Source organism: Roseateles sp. P5_E4 (assembly GCF_054049255.1).
This window is the reverse complement of the sequence record NZ_JBFUMS010000002.1, coordinates 141246-155869: the sequence shown is the minus strand read 5'-3', so window position 1 is coordinate 155869 and position 14624 is coordinate 141246. Positions and strand designations below refer to the sequence as shown.

Below are 14624 nucleotides of genomic sequence, written 5' to 3'. Positions count from 1 at the left end.
CCCATGCTGCCCACCGGCGCCGCCCTCTACGCCTTCCTGATCGCCACCCTGGTGCTCGCGCTGACACCAGGCCCCGGCGTCGTCTTCATCGTCGCGCGCACGCTGGCGCAGGGGCGCACGGCAGGCCTTGCGTCGGTCGCCGGCGTCGCCCTCGGCAATTTGACGAATGCGGTCGGCGCGTCCATCGGCCTGGCGGCGCTGTTCGCAGCGTCGTCGCTGGCCTTCACCGCCGTGCGCTGGGCCGGCGCGGCCTATCTCGTCTACCTTGGCATCCAGGCCCTGCGCCAGCCGGCCGCAGTGGCTGACGGCACGCCGCCTGCACCCGCCGAGCCACGCAAGCTCTTCCGCGACGGCTTCTTCGTCGCGCTGCTCAACCCCAAGACGACGCTGTTCTTCGCCGCCTTCATCCCGCAGTTCCTGCACCCTGAGGGCTCGCAGGCCGCGCAAGCCTTGACGCTGAGCATCCTCTTCGTCGCGGTCGCCGCGGTGACGGACAGCGGCTATGCGCTGCTGGCCGGCTGGATGAAGCCGCTGCTGCGCGGCGCCAGCGGCCGCGGCCGCTATGTGTCGGCGCTGGTGTACTTCGCGCTGGGCCTGTACGCGGCCTTCGGCGGATCGAAGCAGAAGGCCTAGACCACCACGATCAGCAGCATCAGCAGCGGATACGGCAGAGCCACCGTCGGGCGCAGCGCGCTCTTCAGGTATTGCGTGATCAGGCCCGCGCCGCGCGGCCGGCTGGCGAGCCAGTCGCTGTGCAACTGCATTGCCACCGCCCCCTCGCCCGACTTCAGCCCCGCCTCGACAACGAGCAGGCGATCGCCCAGCCGCCCCTGGAAGGTCTTCAGCACGCCCTCCTGCAGCCACAGCAGGGCCAGCAGCGCCAGGGCCAGGGTGTTGTCCGGCACCAGCACGGTGGCCGCAAACGCCACCAGCTTCACACCCAGGGCCAAGGCCTCGTAGCGCTCGTGCTGCGCCTGCAGGGCCAACCATTCCTGGTGCAAGGCGTTCACTTCGCCTCCAACAGTTCCCACCGCTCCATCAGCACCAGCAGCTCGGCATCGATGTCGGCGGCGCGGTCGGTCACCTCGGCGATGCGGGTCGCGCCCTGCGCGTACAGCTCGCTACCGGCGATCAACGCGTTCAGCTGCGTCTGCTCGGCCTCCAGCGCGGCGATCTGCTTGGGGATCTCGTCGAGCTCGCGCTGCTCCTTGTAGCTGAGCTTGCGCTTGGTCGCGACGACCAACGCGGGCTCGGGCGCGGGCGGCGGTGTCGGAGCAGCCGCGGCCTTGGGTGCGGCCTGCGCCTGCAAAGCTGCGGCGCGCTTGGATTGCAGCAGCCAATCCTGCACGCTGCCCTCGTACTCGCGCCAGCGCGCGTCGCCTTCATAGACGATGGTGGACGTGACGACGTTGTCCAGGAAACGCCGGTCGTGGCTGACGAGGAAGACGGTGCCGTCGTACTCCGCCAGCAGCTCCTCCAGCAGCTCCAGCGTCTCGATGTCGAGGTCGTTGGTGGGCTCGTCCAGCACCAGCACATTGGCGGGCCGTGCGAACAGGCGTGCCAGCAGCAGGCGGTTGCGCTCGCCACCGCTCAGCGTTCGCACCGGCGAGTTGGCGCGTGCCGGCGAAAACAGGAAGTCGCCGAGGTAGCTCTTGACGTGCTTCTTCTGGTTGCCGATCTCGATCCACTCCGAGCCCGGGCTGATGGTGTCGGCCAGCGTCGCGTCGAGGTTCAGCGTGTCGCGCATCTGGTCGAAGTAGGCGACGCTCAGCCGAGAGCCCAGCCGCACCGTGCCGCTGTCCGGCGCCAGCTCGCCGAGGATCATCTTCAGCAGCGTCGTCTTGCCGGCGCCGTTGGGGCCGATCAGGCCGACCTTGTCGCCGCGCAGGATGGTGGACGTGAAGCCGCGCACTATTGATCTGTCGCCGTAGCTCTTGGACACATCCTCCAGCTCCGCGACGATCTTGCCGCTGGCGCCACCGGTGTCAATGTCCAGCCGCACCTTGCCCTGCACATCGCGCCGCGCCGCATGGGCCTGGCGCATCACTTCCAGGCGCTGGATGCGCGCGACGGAGCGCGTGCGACGCGCCTCGACGCCCTTGCGGATCCAGACCTCCTCCTGAGCCAGCAGCTTGTCGAAGCGCGCGTTGAACAGCGCCTCGTTCTCCAGCTCATAGGCCTTGGCGGCCTGGAAGGCAGCGTAGTTGCCCGGGTAGCCGCGCAGCTGGCCGCGGTCCAGTTCGACGATGCGGTTGGCGACGTTGTCGAGGAAGGCGCGGTCGTGGGTGATCAGCAGCAGCGAGCCCTTGAAGTCGTTCAGCAGGCCTTCCAGCCAGGTGATGGCGTCCAGGTCCAGGTGGTTGGTGGGCTCGTCCAGCAGCAGCACGTCCGGTTGGGCGACGAGGGCCCGGCCCAGCGCGACGCGCTTCTTCAGGCCACCGGACAGCGTGCTCACCAGGCGCGAACCGTCCAGGCCCAGGCGGTGCAGGGTCTCCTCGACGCGCTGCTCCCAGTTCCAGGCGCCGATGTGCTCGATGCGCTCCTGCACCCAGGCCAGGTCATCGTTCTCATCATGGATCTCGTAGCGCTCGCGCAGCGCCTTGTGCTCGGCCACGCCCTCGCTGATGACGTCGAAGATGGTCGCGTCGCCGCGCAGCTCGGGCTCCTGCGGCACATAGACGTTGGTCAGGCCTTGCTGCTGCTGCAGCAGGCCGTCGTCGAGCTTCTCGAGGCCAGCCAGGATCTTCAGCAGCGAGGACTTGCCGGTGCCGTTGCGGCCGATGAGGCCGACGCGTTCGCCGACTTCGAGAGAAAAGCCAGCACCGTCGAGCAGGGCGACGTGGCCGAAAGCGAGGTGGGCGTTGGAGAGGGAGAGGACTGCCATCCCTCGATTGTCCCTCGGCGGTTCAAACGACCCTCAGCGACGGCGTTGCCGACAGATGGCCCAGCACCTGCTCCATGACCGCCGGGTCGTTGAGCAGGCGGCGGTGGCCGAGGTTCTCGGTCACGTGCAGGCGGCCCGCCGCCAAGCCGGCCAGCAGGGTCTCGCTGCCGGTCAGTGGCGCCGTCAGATCGCCCCGGTCATGCACCAGCAGCGTCGGCTGGTTCACGCGCACGCCCAGCCAGCCGGGCTCGAAATGCCCCAGCGATGCGCCCTCGCTTTGCTCGATACGGCCGCGCATGCGCGCCGCCAGACCCTCGCCCGTGCCCATGGCCTGGGCGAACCAGCGCAGGAACTGCCAGGGCGGGGGCGCCAGCGCGATCAGCGCCGCCCGCCGCACCGGCAGGCCTCGCGCCAATGCGTGGGACAACGCCATCGCCCCCAGGGAATGCGCGACGACCCCATCCCACGGCCCGAAGCGGGCCGTGACGGCGAACAGCGCCCTCACCCACTGCAGCAGGTTGCTGCGCCAGCCGCTGCTGCGGCCGTGCGCCGGCAGGTCCAGCAGCACGGGCTCGAAGCCGGCCACCGCCAGCGTGTCGGCCAGCGGCCGCAGCTGCTGGGCATCGCCGGCCCAGCCATGGGTCAGCAGCACCTTGGGCCGGCCCGGTTCGCCATGCTCGATATCGCTGCGCTGCCAGACGCTGATGTGGCCACCTTCGAAGGGCAGTTGCCGCTCCACCCAGGGCCGCGGCACGTCCCGCGAACGGGCCAGCCATTTGGTCGGCATGGGCGTGAAGAACAGGCGCAGCGCCACGCGCGCGCCGAGGTCGGGCGACAGGCGATGCAGGCCACGCAACAGCGCCGCGATGCCGCGGGCGGTGGGCGAGGCGTAGAAGGCAGCGGCGGGGTTGTGGGAGTTGGTCACAGGGGCTCCATATTTCGCACGACCGTGCGACGAAAAGGCAAACGAAGAAGATCAGCGGGCAAAGGCGTCATCGATCAGGGAAGGCAGTCGTTCAGCAGGCGCTGCCAGGCACGCTCGGCGCGCTCACCGGCACGGGGGTCGCGCAGGAAGCGGGCGTCGTGCAGCAGGATGATGAAGATGGCGTCCATTTCGAACACCATCTGCTCGGCGTCGAGGTCGGCACGCAGATGGCCCGCTTCAACCGCCTGCAGCACGGTGCGCCGCAGCGTCGCGCGCCAGCGCAGTACACCGTCCAGCAGGTGCTCGCGCACCGGGCCCTCGCGGTCGTCATACTCGAAGGCACCGGCCGTGTAGAGGCAGGTCTTGTGGCGGTCGACGTCGCTGGCCCAGGCCAGCCAGCGGCGCATGACGGCCTGCAGCCGCGGCAGGCCGCGGGCCTCGCTCATGGCGGGCACGAAGACGGTCTGCACAAATCGCCTGTCGAATTCCAGCAGCACAGCCAGTTGCAGTTGCTCGCGCGAGCCCACGCGCGAAAACACGCCGCTCTTGGACAGGTCCAGCCGCTTGGCCACCTCACCGATGCTGATGCTCTCCAGCCCCTCGGTCACGGCCATGTCGAGTGCCGCGCCGACGATGGCGGCCAGCGTGATCTCGGCGCGTTCGCTGCGGGTTTCCATGCCCGCAATTTAGCACGACCGTGCGGGCCTCCGCTAGGGTGCCATGTGCGGGGTCTTCGCGTCCAGCACGGCTTCCGGCTCCTCGGCCTCGGCCGGCGTCTCGTTGTCCAGCACAGCCTGCAGTCGAGGCATGTCCAGGTCACCCGTCCACTTGCCCACCACCACCGTGGCGACGCCGTTGCCCACCAGGTTGGTCAGCGCCCGCGCCTCGGACATGAAGCGGTCGATGCCCAGGATCAGCGCCAGCCCCTCGACCGGCACATGGCCGACGGCCGACAGCGTGGCTGCCAGCACGATGAAGCCGCTGCCCGTCACGCCGGCCGCGCCCTTGGAGGTCAGCAGCAGCACGCCCAGCAGCGTCAGTTGCTGCATCAGAGTCATCGGCGTGTCGGTCGCCTGGGCGATGAAGACGGCCGCCATCGTCAGATAGATGGAGGTGCCGTCGAGGTTGAAGGAATAGCCGGTCGGGATGACGAGGCCGACGGTGGACTTGCGCACGCCGAGGTTCTCGAGCTTGGCCATCATGCGCGGCAGCACCGATTCGCTGGACGACGTGCCCAGCACGATGAACAGCTCTTCCTTGATGTACTTGATGAACTTCCAGACCGAGAAGCCATGCAGCCTGGCGATGGTGCCCAGCACGATGAAGATGAAGATCAGGCAGGTGGCGTAGAAGGCACCCATCAGCTTGGCCAGCGAGACCAGCGAGCCCAGCCCGTACTTGCCGATGGTGAAGGCCATCGCACCGAAGGCGCCAATGGGCGCAAGCTTCATGATCATGCCGACGATGGCGAACAGCACGTGCGAGGTTTTCTCGATGACGTCGAACACCAGCGTGCCACGCCCGCCGAAGCGGTGCAGCGCAAAGCCGAACAGCAGCGCGAACAGCAGCACCTGCAGCATCTCGCCCTTGGCGAAGGCGTCCACCACCGTGGTCGGGATGATGGCGAGCAGGAAGTCCACCGTGCCCTGCAGCTTGCCCGGGCCGGTGTACGCAGCGATGCCCTTGGTGTCCAGCGTCTTGGGGTCCACATGCATGCCGTCGCCCGGCTGCAGCACGTTGACGATGATGAGGCCGACGATCAGCGCGATGGTGGACACGGCCTCGAAGTACAGCAGCGCATAGCCGCCGGTCTTGCCGACACGCTTCATGTCCTCCATGCCGGCGATGCCCACCACCACCGTGCAGAAGATGATGGGCGCGATGATCATCTTGATCAGCTTGATGAAGCCGTCGCCCAGCGGCTTGAGCGCCTCGCCCGTCTGTGGCCAGAAGTGGCCGATCAGCACGCCGATGAGGATGGCTGTGATGACCTGCAGGTACAGCGAACGGTAGAAAGGCTGGCGGCCGGTGGCAGCTTGCATGCGTGTCTCCATCAGTTCTTCGAGCGGAACTGGCTTCGGCGGCAGCTTAGGTGCGAAGGCCGGCGGCGGCGACTGTGGCTTCCCACAAGAATTGCAAAGCCGGCGCCCAACCCCCTAGAACAATTGGCTCGCGTGGTGGCGCAGGTGGTCGCCCATGAAGCTGGCGATGAAGTAGTAGCCATGGTCGTAGCCGGCATGGCGGCGCAGGGTCAAGGGTTGACCCTTGGCGGCGCAGGCGGCCTCGAAGGCTTCGGGGTGCAGTTGCTCGGCCAGGAATTTGTCGGCCTGGCCCTGGTCGATGAGGATGCCCTCCGGGTAAGGGGCGCTGGCCTGTGACTGCATCAACGCGCTGGCGTCGTGGGCAGCCCAGGCGGCCCGGTCCTCGCCGAGATAGCCACTGAAGGCTTTCTGGCCCCAGGGGCATTGCATGGGTGCGGCGATGGGCGCAAAGGCCGACAGTGACGCGAAGCGGCCGGGATGGCGCAACGCCAGAGTCAGCGCGCCATGGCCTCCCATGGAGTGACCGAACAGGCCGACGCGCGCGAGCCCGGTTTCGCGCTGCACCAGCGGCAGCAGCTCTCGCATCAGCCAGCTCTCCATGCGCCAGTGTTTGGCCCACGGCTCGCGCGTCGCATCGAGATAGAAACCCGCGCCGACGCCGAAATCCCAGGCCTCGCTCTCGCCTGCCACGCCGGCACCGCGCGGGCTGGTGTCGGGCGTCAGCAGGGCCAGGCCCAGCTCGGCCGCCAGCGCCTGCGCGCCGGCCTTCGTCGCGAAGGTTTCCTCGGTGCAGGTCAGGCCGGCCAGAAAGACCAGCAGCGCGCGCGGCTCGGGCGGCAGGAAGAGGCCGAAGCGCATCGGCAGGCCGATCTCGGCCGAGTCGTGCTGGTGAAAGCGCTGGGTGCCGGCAAAGCAGCGGTGTTCACTGAGAATCTGCATGCCGCAAGTGTGGCCGTTCCGGCGGGCCTTTGTCCAAGTTCCAGATCGAGCTCTCCGGCAGCCAAGGGCGAGGACCTGGCCGCAGGCGCTGACGACCGGACAGCCGGCGGGCCGATACTGGCGGTATGCCCTCCACTGCCCTGACCGTGCGCGTCGGCCGGCTGGCCCTTCTTGTTGGCGGCGCGCTGCTGACTCTGACGTCCGCCACGCCGGCCGCACCGGCGGGATGCGGCGAAGTGACCATCAAGCACATCCAGGTGGCGAGCCAACGTCCGGCTTCCTGCATCGCCGTGCAACTGCAGCACGCGATCGTCTTGCTCGACAAGGCGCTGGTGGATGCCCATGCCAAGGGATTGGTCGCGTCTCACCCCGACGACGAGCACAGCTCGTGGTGGTCAGCCCGCCGAGCCGGCGCCCTGCTTCAGACCATGACCCCGCGCGCCACACTGGATTCGTGTGCCCGAGTGGACGGCATGGAGAACAGTGGCGACTGGCTGTTCTACGTTGCGCTGCAGATCGACCGCGGCTGGGCCGCGGTCCAGCCGACCGGATCAAATGCCTTGCTCAGCACCGTCGCGGTCCGCGAACGGTCCATGACCTGCTCAACCGGCATCGGCGGCACCTCCACGCGCATGTATGGCATCCCGGGTGGCCACTGGTTCCTTCCCCTCCTGACGGGCATTTCCTGAGCCAAGGCCAGCGACCCATCCATGTCTTCCTCCTTCCAGACCTATCTCGTTGGCGGCGCCGTGCGCGACCGCCTGCTCGGCTTGGCCGTGCAAGACCATGACTGGGTCGTCGTAGGCGCATCGCCGCAGGAGCTGCTGGCCGCCGGCTACCTGCCGGTCGGCAAGGACTTCCCCGTCTTCCTGCACCCCGACACGCGCGAGGAAGTGGCCCTGGCCCGCACCGAGCGCAAGACAGCCGCCGGCTATCACGGCTTCGCCTTCCATGCCGCGCCCGACGTGACGCTGGAGCAGGACCTGGCGCGCCGCGACCTGACGATCAACGCAATGGCCCAGGACGAGCAGGGGCGCCTCGTCGACCCCCACGACGGCCAGCGTGACATCCGCGACAAAGTGCTGCGCCATGTGTCGCCCGCCTTTGCCGAGGACCCGGTGCGCATCCTGCGCCTGGCCCGCTTTGCGGCGCGCTTTGCGGACTTCACGGTGGCGCCCGAGACCGTCGAGCTGATGCGCGCCATGGTCGCGGCCGGCGAGGTGGATGCGCTGGTGGCCGAACGCGTCTGGCAGGAGCTGTCGCGCGGCCTGATGGAGAACAAGCCGTCGCGCATGTTCGAGGTGCTGCGCCAGGCTGGCGCGTTAGCGCGGCTGCTGCCCGAAGTGGAGGCCCTGTTCGGCGTGCCGCAGCCCGAGGCCCACCATCCCGAGGTCGACACCGGCATCCATCTGCTGATGGTGCTGGACCAATGCGCCCGGCTGAAGGCGCCGCTGACCGTGCGCTACGCCTGCCTGTGCCACGACCTCGGCAAGGGCACGACGCGCAAGGAGGAGCTGCCGCGCCACATCGCTCACGAGGTGCGCAGCGAAAAGTTGGCCCGCGAGGTCAGCGCGCGCTGGAAAGTGCCGACCGATTGCCGCGAACTGGCCGAGCTGGTCGCCCGCGAGCACACCCATGTGCACCAGAGCAGCGCCTTCAGCGCCGAGGCGCGGCTGCGCCTGCTGGAGCGCTGCGACGCCTGGCGCCGGCCCGAACGTTTTGCCGAAATGCTGTGGGCCTGCGAATGCGACGCCCGCGGCCGCCTCGGGCTGGAGGACCGCGACTACCCGCAGCGCGAGCGCCTCGCTGCCGACCTGGCGGCGACGCTGAAGGTCGACCTCGCCGCCGCCAGCGCAGCGGCCATTGCGCGCGGCGCCAAGGGGCCGGACATCGGCCGCGCCGTGCAGCGCGCGCGGCTGGCGGCGCTCAATGCCAGCGTTAGTTAGGGCCCTGTGACGCCCAAGCCCGCCTCAGGGCTTTGCGTTGCTTCACCGGCGTGAAAGCGATCGCATGGCTAAAGTCAGTGGTTTTGCTCCCGGCGCCAGAGTCGGCGCCGGAGCGGGCCGTCGAGAAGCAAGTCGAACAGGACGCAATGATGAAGTTGGCATGGGGTAGCAGCGCTCGGCTGGGCATCTTGGTGGCACTGGGCATGGGGCTGGGCGGTTGCGGCCAGTCCAACAGCCAGACTGCGGCGGCCACGCCGCCCCCGCCCGAAGTGGGCGTCGTCACCGTCACGCCGGGCCGTGCCGACCTCGCCGCCGAACTGCCCGGTCGGCTTGAGGCCTTCCGCGTTGCTCAGGTGCGCGCCCGCGCCGCCGGCATCCTGAACAAGCGCCTCTTCAGTGAGGGCAGCGACGTCAAGGCCGGCCAGGCCTTGTTCGAGATCGACGCCGCGCCCTACCGCGCCTCCCTCGCCAGCGCTCAGGCCACGCTCGCACGCGCCGAAGCCAATCTGCTGCAGGCCCAGTCGCTGGCGGACCGCTATGCACCGCTGGCCAAGACCCAGGCCGTCAGCCAGCAGGAGGCGCTGAGCGCCCAGGCCGCGGCGGGCCAGGCCAAGGCCGACGTGGCCGCCGGCAAGGCCGCCGTGCAGACAGCGCAGATCAACCTCGGCTATGCCGCCGTCACCTCGCCCATCTCCGGCCGCATCGGCCGCGCGCTGGTCACTGAGGGTGCGCTGGTGGGCCAGGGCGAGGCCACGCCGCTGGCCATCGTGCAGCAGATCGACAAGCTCTACGTCAACTTCACGCAGTCGGCCGCCGAGGTGATGCGGCTGCGCCAGGCGCTGGCCGACGGCAAGCTGCAACGCGCGGGCGGCAAGGACGCAGCGCAAGTGCAAGTGCTGATGGAAGACGGCAGCGTCTACCCGCAGGCCGGCAAGCTGCTGTTCTCGGACCTCAGCGTGGACGCCGCCACCGGCCAGATCACGCTGCGCGCCGAGCTGCCCAACCCCAAGGGCCTGCTGCTGCCGGGTCTGTATGTGCGCGTGCGTCTGGCCCAGGCCGAGGTGAGCGACGCCGTCTGGCTGCCGGCACAAGCGGTGGCGCGCGGCGCGACCGGCGAGACCGTGCTAGTGGTGGCCGACGACGGCAGCGTCAGCGCGCGGCCCGTGAAGCTGGGCCCGGCCCAGGGCGGCAAGGCGCTGATCCTGAGCGGGCTCAATGCCGGCGAGAAGGTCATCGTCGACGGCCTGCAGAAGGCCAAGGCCGGTGGCAAGGCGCGCCCGGTGCCATGGGCGCCAGCAGCAGCATCGGCCCCCGCCGCAGCCCCTGCTTCGGCCGCCTCGAAGGCCTGACCTCACATGGCGCAGTTCTTCATCAACCGACCCATCTTCGCGTGGGTCATCGCCCTGTTCATCACGGTCATCGGCATCGTCGCGGTCACGCAGCTGCCGATCGCGCAGTACCCGCCGGTGGCGCCGCCGTCCATCGTGCTGTCGGTCAGCTACCCCGGCGCCTCGGCGCAGACGCTGGAGGACTCGGTCATCAGCGTCATCGAGCGCGAGATGAACGGCTCACCCGGCCTGATCTACATGGAAGCCGTGGCGCAAGCCGACGGCACCGGCTCCATCACGATGAGCTTCGACCCGGCCACCAGCCCCGACCTGGCCCAGGTGGACGTGCAGAACCGCTACGCCCGCGCTCAGCCGCGGCTGCCTCAGGCCGTCATCCAGCAGGGCGTGCGGGTGGACAAGGCCAACCCCAACTTCCTGCTCTTCATCATCCTGTCGAGCAGCAACCCGGCCTTCGACCCCATCGCGCTGGGCGACTACGCCTCGCGCACCGTGCTGCCCGAGATCCAGCGCGTGCCCGGCGTGGGCCAGGGCCTGCTGTTCGGCACCGAGCGCGCCATGCGCATCTGGCTGGACCCGGCCAAGCTCGTGGGCTTCCGACTCGCGCCGGCCGACGTCAACGCGGCCATCCAGGCACAGAACGCCCAGGTCAGCTCCGGCTCCATCGGCGACCTGCCCAATGTGCCCGGCCAACCGGTCGCGGCCACGGTCGTCGTGCGCGGCCAGCTCACGAACGTGGAGCAGTTCGGCAACATCATCCTGCGCGCCAACGCCGACGGCTCCACCGTGCGGCTCAAGGACGTGGCCCGCATCGAGCTGGGCGCTGACAGCTATACCGGCCGCTCCACGCGACTGAACGGGAACCCGTCGGCCGGCGTGGGCGTACAGCTTGCCCCTGCGGCCAATGCGCTGCAGACGGCCAAGCTCATCAAGCAGCGGCTCAAGCAGCTGGAGCCCTATTTCCCGGCGGGCGTGAAGGCCACCATCCCCTACGACAGCTCGCTGTTCATCGACATCTCCATCTCGCAGGTCGTCGAGACGCTGGTGGAGGCCGTCGCGCTGGTGTTCCTCGTGATGTTCCTGTTCCTGCAGAACATCCGCTACACCATCATCCCCACGCTGGTCGTGCCCATCGCGCTGCTGGGCAGCTTCGCCACGCTGCTGGCCCTGGGCTTCTCCATCAACGTGCTGACGATGTTCGGCATGGTGCTGGTCATCGGCATCGTGGTGGACGACGCCATCGTCGTGGTGGAGAACGTCGAGCGCGTCATGAGCGAGGAGGGGCTGTCGCCCCTCAAGGCCACGCGCAAAGCCATGGGGCAGATCTCCGGCGCCATCGTCGGCGTGACGGTGGTGCTGATCTCGGTGTTCGTGCCGCTGGCCTTCTTCTCGGGCTCCATCGGCAACATCTACCGCCAGTTCTCGGCGGTGATGGTCAGCTCCATCGCCTTCTCGGCCTTCCTGGCGCTGTCGCTGACGCCGGCGCTTTGCGCCACGCTGCTCAAGCCCGTGGAGGCCGGCCACCACCTGGAGAAGCGCGGCTTCTTCGGCTGGTTCAACCGCGGCTTCTCGCGCACGGCCAAGGGCTACGAGGGCTGGGTGTCCAAGTTCATCTACCGCGGCGCGCGCATGGCCGTGGTCTACGCGGCCGTCATCGCGGCGGCCGTGCTGGTGTTCCAGAAGCTGCCCACCTCCTTCGTGCCCAATGAAGACCAGGGCAACATCCTCGTCAACATCCAGCTGCCGCCGGGCGCCACCCAAGCCCGCACGCTGAATGTCGTGAAGCAGGTCGAGGACTACATGCTCAAGCAGCCCGAGGTGGAGAGCATGGTCGGCGTGGTCGGCTTCAGCTTCTCGGGCGCGGGGCAGAACGCAGGCCTGGCCTTCGTCACGCTCAAGCCCTGGGACGAGCGCCACGGCCCCGAGCACTCCGCGCAAGGCCTGGCCGCCCGCGCCTTCGGGGCGCTGAGCAAGGTGCGCGACGCCATCATCTTCCCGACCAGCCCGCCGCCCATTCGCGATCTGGGCCGCGCCAACGGCTTCGCCTTCCGCCTGCAGGACCGAAGCGGCCACACGCGCGCCGAACTGCTGGCCGCGCGCAACCAACTGCTGGGCGCCGCGGCCAAGAACCCGCTGCTGAACGCCGTGCGCCCCGACGGCCTGGAGGACGCCGCGCAGCTGGAGCTCAGCATCGACCGCGACCGTGCGCAGGCGCTGGGCGTGAACATTGGCGCCGTCAACGCGGTGCTGGGCACGTCGCTGGGGTCCACCTACGTGAACGACTTCCCCAACACCGGCCGCCTGCAGCGCGTCATCGTGCAGGCCGATGCGCCCGCGCGCATGCAGCCCGAGGACCTCGCCCGGCTCAACGTGCTCAACAGCGCCGGCCAGCCGGTGCCTCTGAGCGCCTTCTCGACCAGCAAGTGGGTCACCGGCGCCATGCAGACCGTGCGCTACAACGGCTACTCGGCCATGCGCATCCTGGGCGAGCCGGCCAAGGGCGTGTCCACCGGCGTGGCCATCGCCGAGATGGAGAAGATCGCGGCCACCCTGCCCGACGGCTTCGGCTACGAGTGGACCGGCCAGTCGCGCGAGGAAAAGCTCTCGGGCTCCACCGCCTTCATCCTGTTCGGCTTCTCGCTGCTGGCCGTGTTCCTGTGCCTGGCGGCGCTGTACGAGAGCTGGAGCATCCCTCTCGCCGTCGTCCTCGTGGTGCCGCTGGGCGTGCTCGGCGTGGTGCTGGGCGCGACCTTCCGGGGGTTGGAGAACGACGTCTATTTCAAGGTCGGCATGATCACCATCATCGGCCTGTCGGCCAAGAACGCGGTGCTGATCATCGAGTTCGCCAAGGACCTGCAGGCCCACGGCAAGAGCGTGTTCGACGCGGTGCGCGAAGCGGCCCACCTGCGCTTCCGTCCCATCATCATGACGTCCCTCGCCTTCATGCTGGGCGTGCTGCCGCTGGTGCTCGCCAGCGGTGCCGGCTCGGCCAGCCAGCGTGCCATCGGCACCGGCGTGCTGGGCGGCATGTTGACGGCCACGGCGCTGGCCGTGTTCTTCGTGCCGGTGTTCTTCGTCGTTGTGCGCCGCTTCTTCCCGGGGAGCGAGCGCCAGCGCAAGCGCGATGCCCACGAGGCGGAAGATGACACGGGAGGTCAGGCATGAAGACGTCTCTCTCGCTGATCGCCCTCGCGGCGCTGCTGGCCGCCTGCGCCGGCCCCGAGCCCAAGCGCCCGGTTGCCTCGGAAGCCGCGGCCGCCGCCATGCCGCAAGCCTTTCCGCAAGCCGGTGGCCCTGGCGCGACGGCCGCCACCGAGTTGCCCTGGGCCCAGGCCTTCAAGGGCGCGCGGCTGCAAAAGCTGATCCCGCTGGCCCTGGCCAACAACCGCGACCTGCGCGTGGCGGTGCTCAACATCGAGAGCGCCCGCGCCACCGCTTCGGCGCGCGATGCCGACCTCTGGCCCACCGTCAACGCCGGCATCAGCGGCTCGCGCACGCCGACGGCGGCTGGCGGCATCAACAGCGTCTACCAGGCCGGCCTGCAGGTCTCGGCCTATGAGCTGGACCTGTTCGGCCGCCTGCGTGGCCTGAGCGCCGCGGCCGCCGCGCAGGTGCTGGCGGCACAGTCCAACCAGCAGGCGGTGCGCACGGCGCTGGTGGCGAGCGTCGCCAATGCCGAGATCGCGCTGCAGGCCGACGAGGCCCTGCTCAAGATCACGCGCGACGCCCTCGCCACGCGCGAGCAGTCGCTGTCGCTGACCCGCCAGCGCTTCGAAGGCGGCGTGTCAGGCGAGCTGGACCTGCGCTCGGCCGAGTCCTCCTGGCAGGCGGCCCGCGCCGTGCTGGCTCAGGCTCAGCGCCAGCGCGCGCTGGACGAGAACGCGCTGGCCCTGCTGATCGGCGGCCCGCTGCCGGCCGACCTGCCCGCGCCCACCGGCGACCTGGCGGACTTCGAGCCCCTGGCCGAGTTGCCCGCCGGGGTGCCCAGCGAGGTGCTGACACGCCGGCCCGACATCCGCCAGGCCGAGTTCCAGCTCGGCGCAACGGACGCCAACATCGATGCCGCCCGCGCCGCCTTCTGGCCGCGCATCACGCTGACCGGCAGCGTCGGCACGGCCAGCGGCCATCTGTCCGACCTGTTCAAGAACTCGGCCTGGAGCTTTGCGCCGCAGCTGATCCAGCCCCTCTTCGACGCCGGCCGCAACCGCGCCAACCTGGCCGGAGCACGTGCGTCGCGGGACATTGCGCTGGCCCAGTACGAGAAGGCCATCCAGACCGCCTTCCGCGAGGTCGCCGACAGCCTCGCGGGCCGCGCCACGCTGGCCGAACAGCGCGCCGCACTGGCTGCCCAGGTGGAAGCCGAGACTCGCCGCCTGAACGCGGCCGAGCAGCGCTACACGGCCGGTGTCTCCAGCGCCCTGGACCGGTTGGACGCACAGCGCTCGCTGTTCGCGGCCCAGCAGACCCTGGTGCAGGTGCAAAGCCAGCGCGCGCAGAACCTGGTGGCGCTGTACCGTGCCTTGGGCGGCGGAGGCTGACCCC

General features: G+C 69.3%; 12 protein-coding genes. 6 read left to right on the top strand and 6 right to left on the bottom strand.

Features of this window, described 5'->3' with window-relative positions:
* Positions 1-3: 3 nt before the first annotated feature.
* Positions 4-633 (top strand): LysE family translocator, encoded by a 630-nt coding sequence (locus ACXJLH_RS03490; RefSeq protein WP_457442514.1) that lies wholly within the window; start codon positions 4-6, stop codon positions 631-633.
* On the opposite strand, the gene ACXJLH_RS03485 is transcribed toward ACXJLH_RS03490, so the two are convergent.
* The 6 genes from ACXJLH_RS03485 to fghA form a co-directional block, all read right to left on the bottom strand.
* The gene (locus ACXJLH_RS03485; protein ID WP_457442513.1) at positions 630-1010 is read right to left on the bottom strand and encodes a hypothetical protein; all 381 of its coding nucleotides are present in this window, start codon (positions 1008-1010) and stop codon (positions 630-632) included. The two genes, ACXJLH_RS03490 and ACXJLH_RS03485, sit on opposite strands and share 4 nt — an antisense overlap.
* Positions 1007-2884, bottom strand: a complete 1878-nt coding sequence (locus ACXJLH_RS03480; RefSeq protein WP_457442512.1) for an ATP-binding cassette domain-containing protein — start codon at positions 2882-2884, stop codon at positions 1007-1009. The genes ACXJLH_RS03485 and ACXJLH_RS03480 overlap by 4 nt, the downstream gene beginning before the upstream one ends.
* A 22-nt stretch (positions 2885-2906) precedes the next feature.
* On the bottom strand, positions 2907-3809 hold the full coding sequence (locus ACXJLH_RS03475; RefSeq protein ID WP_457442511.1) for an alpha/beta fold hydrolase: 903 nt from the start codon (positions 3807-3809) through the stop codon (positions 2907-2909).
* Positions 3810-3883: 74 nt separating this feature from the next.
* Entirely contained in the window at positions 3884-4486 is a 603-nt protein-coding gene (locus tag ACXJLH_RS03470; protein ID WP_457389395.1) for a TetR/AcrR family transcriptional regulator, read from the bottom strand.
* 33 nt (positions 4487-4519) lie between these two features.
* The gene (locus tag ACXJLH_RS03465) at positions 4520-5851 is read right to left on the bottom strand and encodes a dicarboxylate/amino acid:cation symporter (RefSeq protein WP_457322886.1); all 1332 of its coding nucleotides are present in this window, start codon (positions 5849-5851) and stop codon (positions 4520-4522) included.
* Positions 5852-5965: 114 nt separating this feature from the next.
* Complete coding sequence (fghA, locus tag ACXJLH_RS03460; protein WP_457442510.1) at positions 5966-6790, bottom strand: S-formylglutathione hydrolase; 825 nt, start codon at positions 6788-6790, stop codon at positions 5966-5968.
* Between the two features lie 125 nt (positions 6791-6915).
* On the opposite strand from fghA, the gene ACXJLH_RS03455 reads away from it, so the two are divergent.
* The 5 genes from ACXJLH_RS03455 to ACXJLH_RS03435 all read left to right on the top strand — a co-directional run bounded on the left by ACXJLH_RS03455 (position 6916) and on the right by ACXJLH_RS03435 (position 14620).
* Complete coding sequence (locus ACXJLH_RS03455; RefSeq protein WP_457442509.1) at positions 6916-7479, top strand: hypothetical protein; 564 nt, start codon at positions 6916-6918, stop codon at positions 7477-7479.
* Positions 7480-7500: 21 nt separating this feature from the next.
* On the top strand, positions 7501-8736 hold the full coding sequence (locus ACXJLH_RS03450; protein ID WP_457442508.1) for a multifunctional CCA addition/repair protein: 1236 nt from the start codon (positions 7501-7503) through the stop codon (positions 8734-8736).
* Positions 8737-8885: 149 nt separating this feature from the next.
* Positions 8886-10085, top strand: coding sequence for an efflux RND transporter periplasmic adaptor subunit (locus ACXJLH_RS03445; protein ID WP_457442507.1), 1200 nt, complete (start codon positions 8886-8888; stop codon positions 10083-10085).
* Positions 10086-10091: 6 nt separating this feature from the next.
* Positions 10092-13247, top strand: coding sequence for an efflux RND transporter permease subunit (locus ACXJLH_RS03440; RefSeq protein WP_457442506.1), 3156 nt, complete (start codon positions 10092-10094; stop codon positions 13245-13247).
* Positions 13244-14620, top strand: coding sequence for an efflux transporter outer membrane subunit (locus ACXJLH_RS03435; protein ID WP_457442505.1), 1377 nt, complete (start codon positions 13244-13246; stop codon positions 14618-14620). Before ACXJLH_RS03440 ends, ACXJLH_RS03435 begins: the two co-directional genes overlap by 4 nt.
* Positions 14621-14624 lie beyond the last annotated feature (4 nt).

Coding starts and splice junctions, on each gene's coding strand:
- ACXJLH_RS03490 (WP_457442514.1), top strand. CDS start 4: ATGCTGCCCACCGGCGCCGCCCTCTACGCCTTCCTGATCGCCACCCTG.
- ACXJLH_RS03480 (WP_457442512.1), bottom strand. CDS start 2,884: ATGGCAGTCCTCTCCCTCTCCAACGCCCACCTCGCTTTCGGCCACGTC.
- ACXJLH_RS03470 (WP_457389395.1), bottom strand. CDS start 4,486: ATGGAAACCCGCAGCGAACGCGCCGAGATCACGCTGGCCGCCATCGTC.
- ACXJLH_RS03465 (WP_457322886.1), bottom strand. CDS start 5,851: ATGCAAGCTGCCACCGGCCGCCAGCCTTTCTACCGTTCGCTGTACCTG.
- fghA (WP_457442510.1), bottom strand. CDS start 6,790: ATGCAGATTCTCAGTGAACACCGCTGCTTTGCCGGCACCCAGCGCTTT.
- ACXJLH_RS03455 (WP_457442509.1), top strand. CDS start 6,916: ATGCCCTCCACTGCCCTGACCGTGCGCGTCGGCCGGCTGGCCCTTCTT.
- ACXJLH_RS03450 (WP_457442508.1), top strand. CDS start 7,501: ATGTCTTCCTCCTTCCAGACCTATCTCGTTGGCGGCGCCGTGCGCGAC.
- ACXJLH_RS03445 (WP_457442507.1), top strand. CDS start 8,886: ATGAAGTTGGCATGGGGTAGCAGCGCTCGGCTGGGCATCTTGGTGGCA.
- ACXJLH_RS03440 (WP_457442506.1), top strand. CDS start 10,092: ATGGCGCAGTTCTTCATCAACCGACCCATCTTCGCGTGGGTCATCGCC.
- ACXJLH_RS03435 (WP_457442505.1), top strand. CDS start 13,244: ATGAAGACGTCTCTCTCGCTGATCGCCCTCGCGGCGCTGCTGGCCGCC.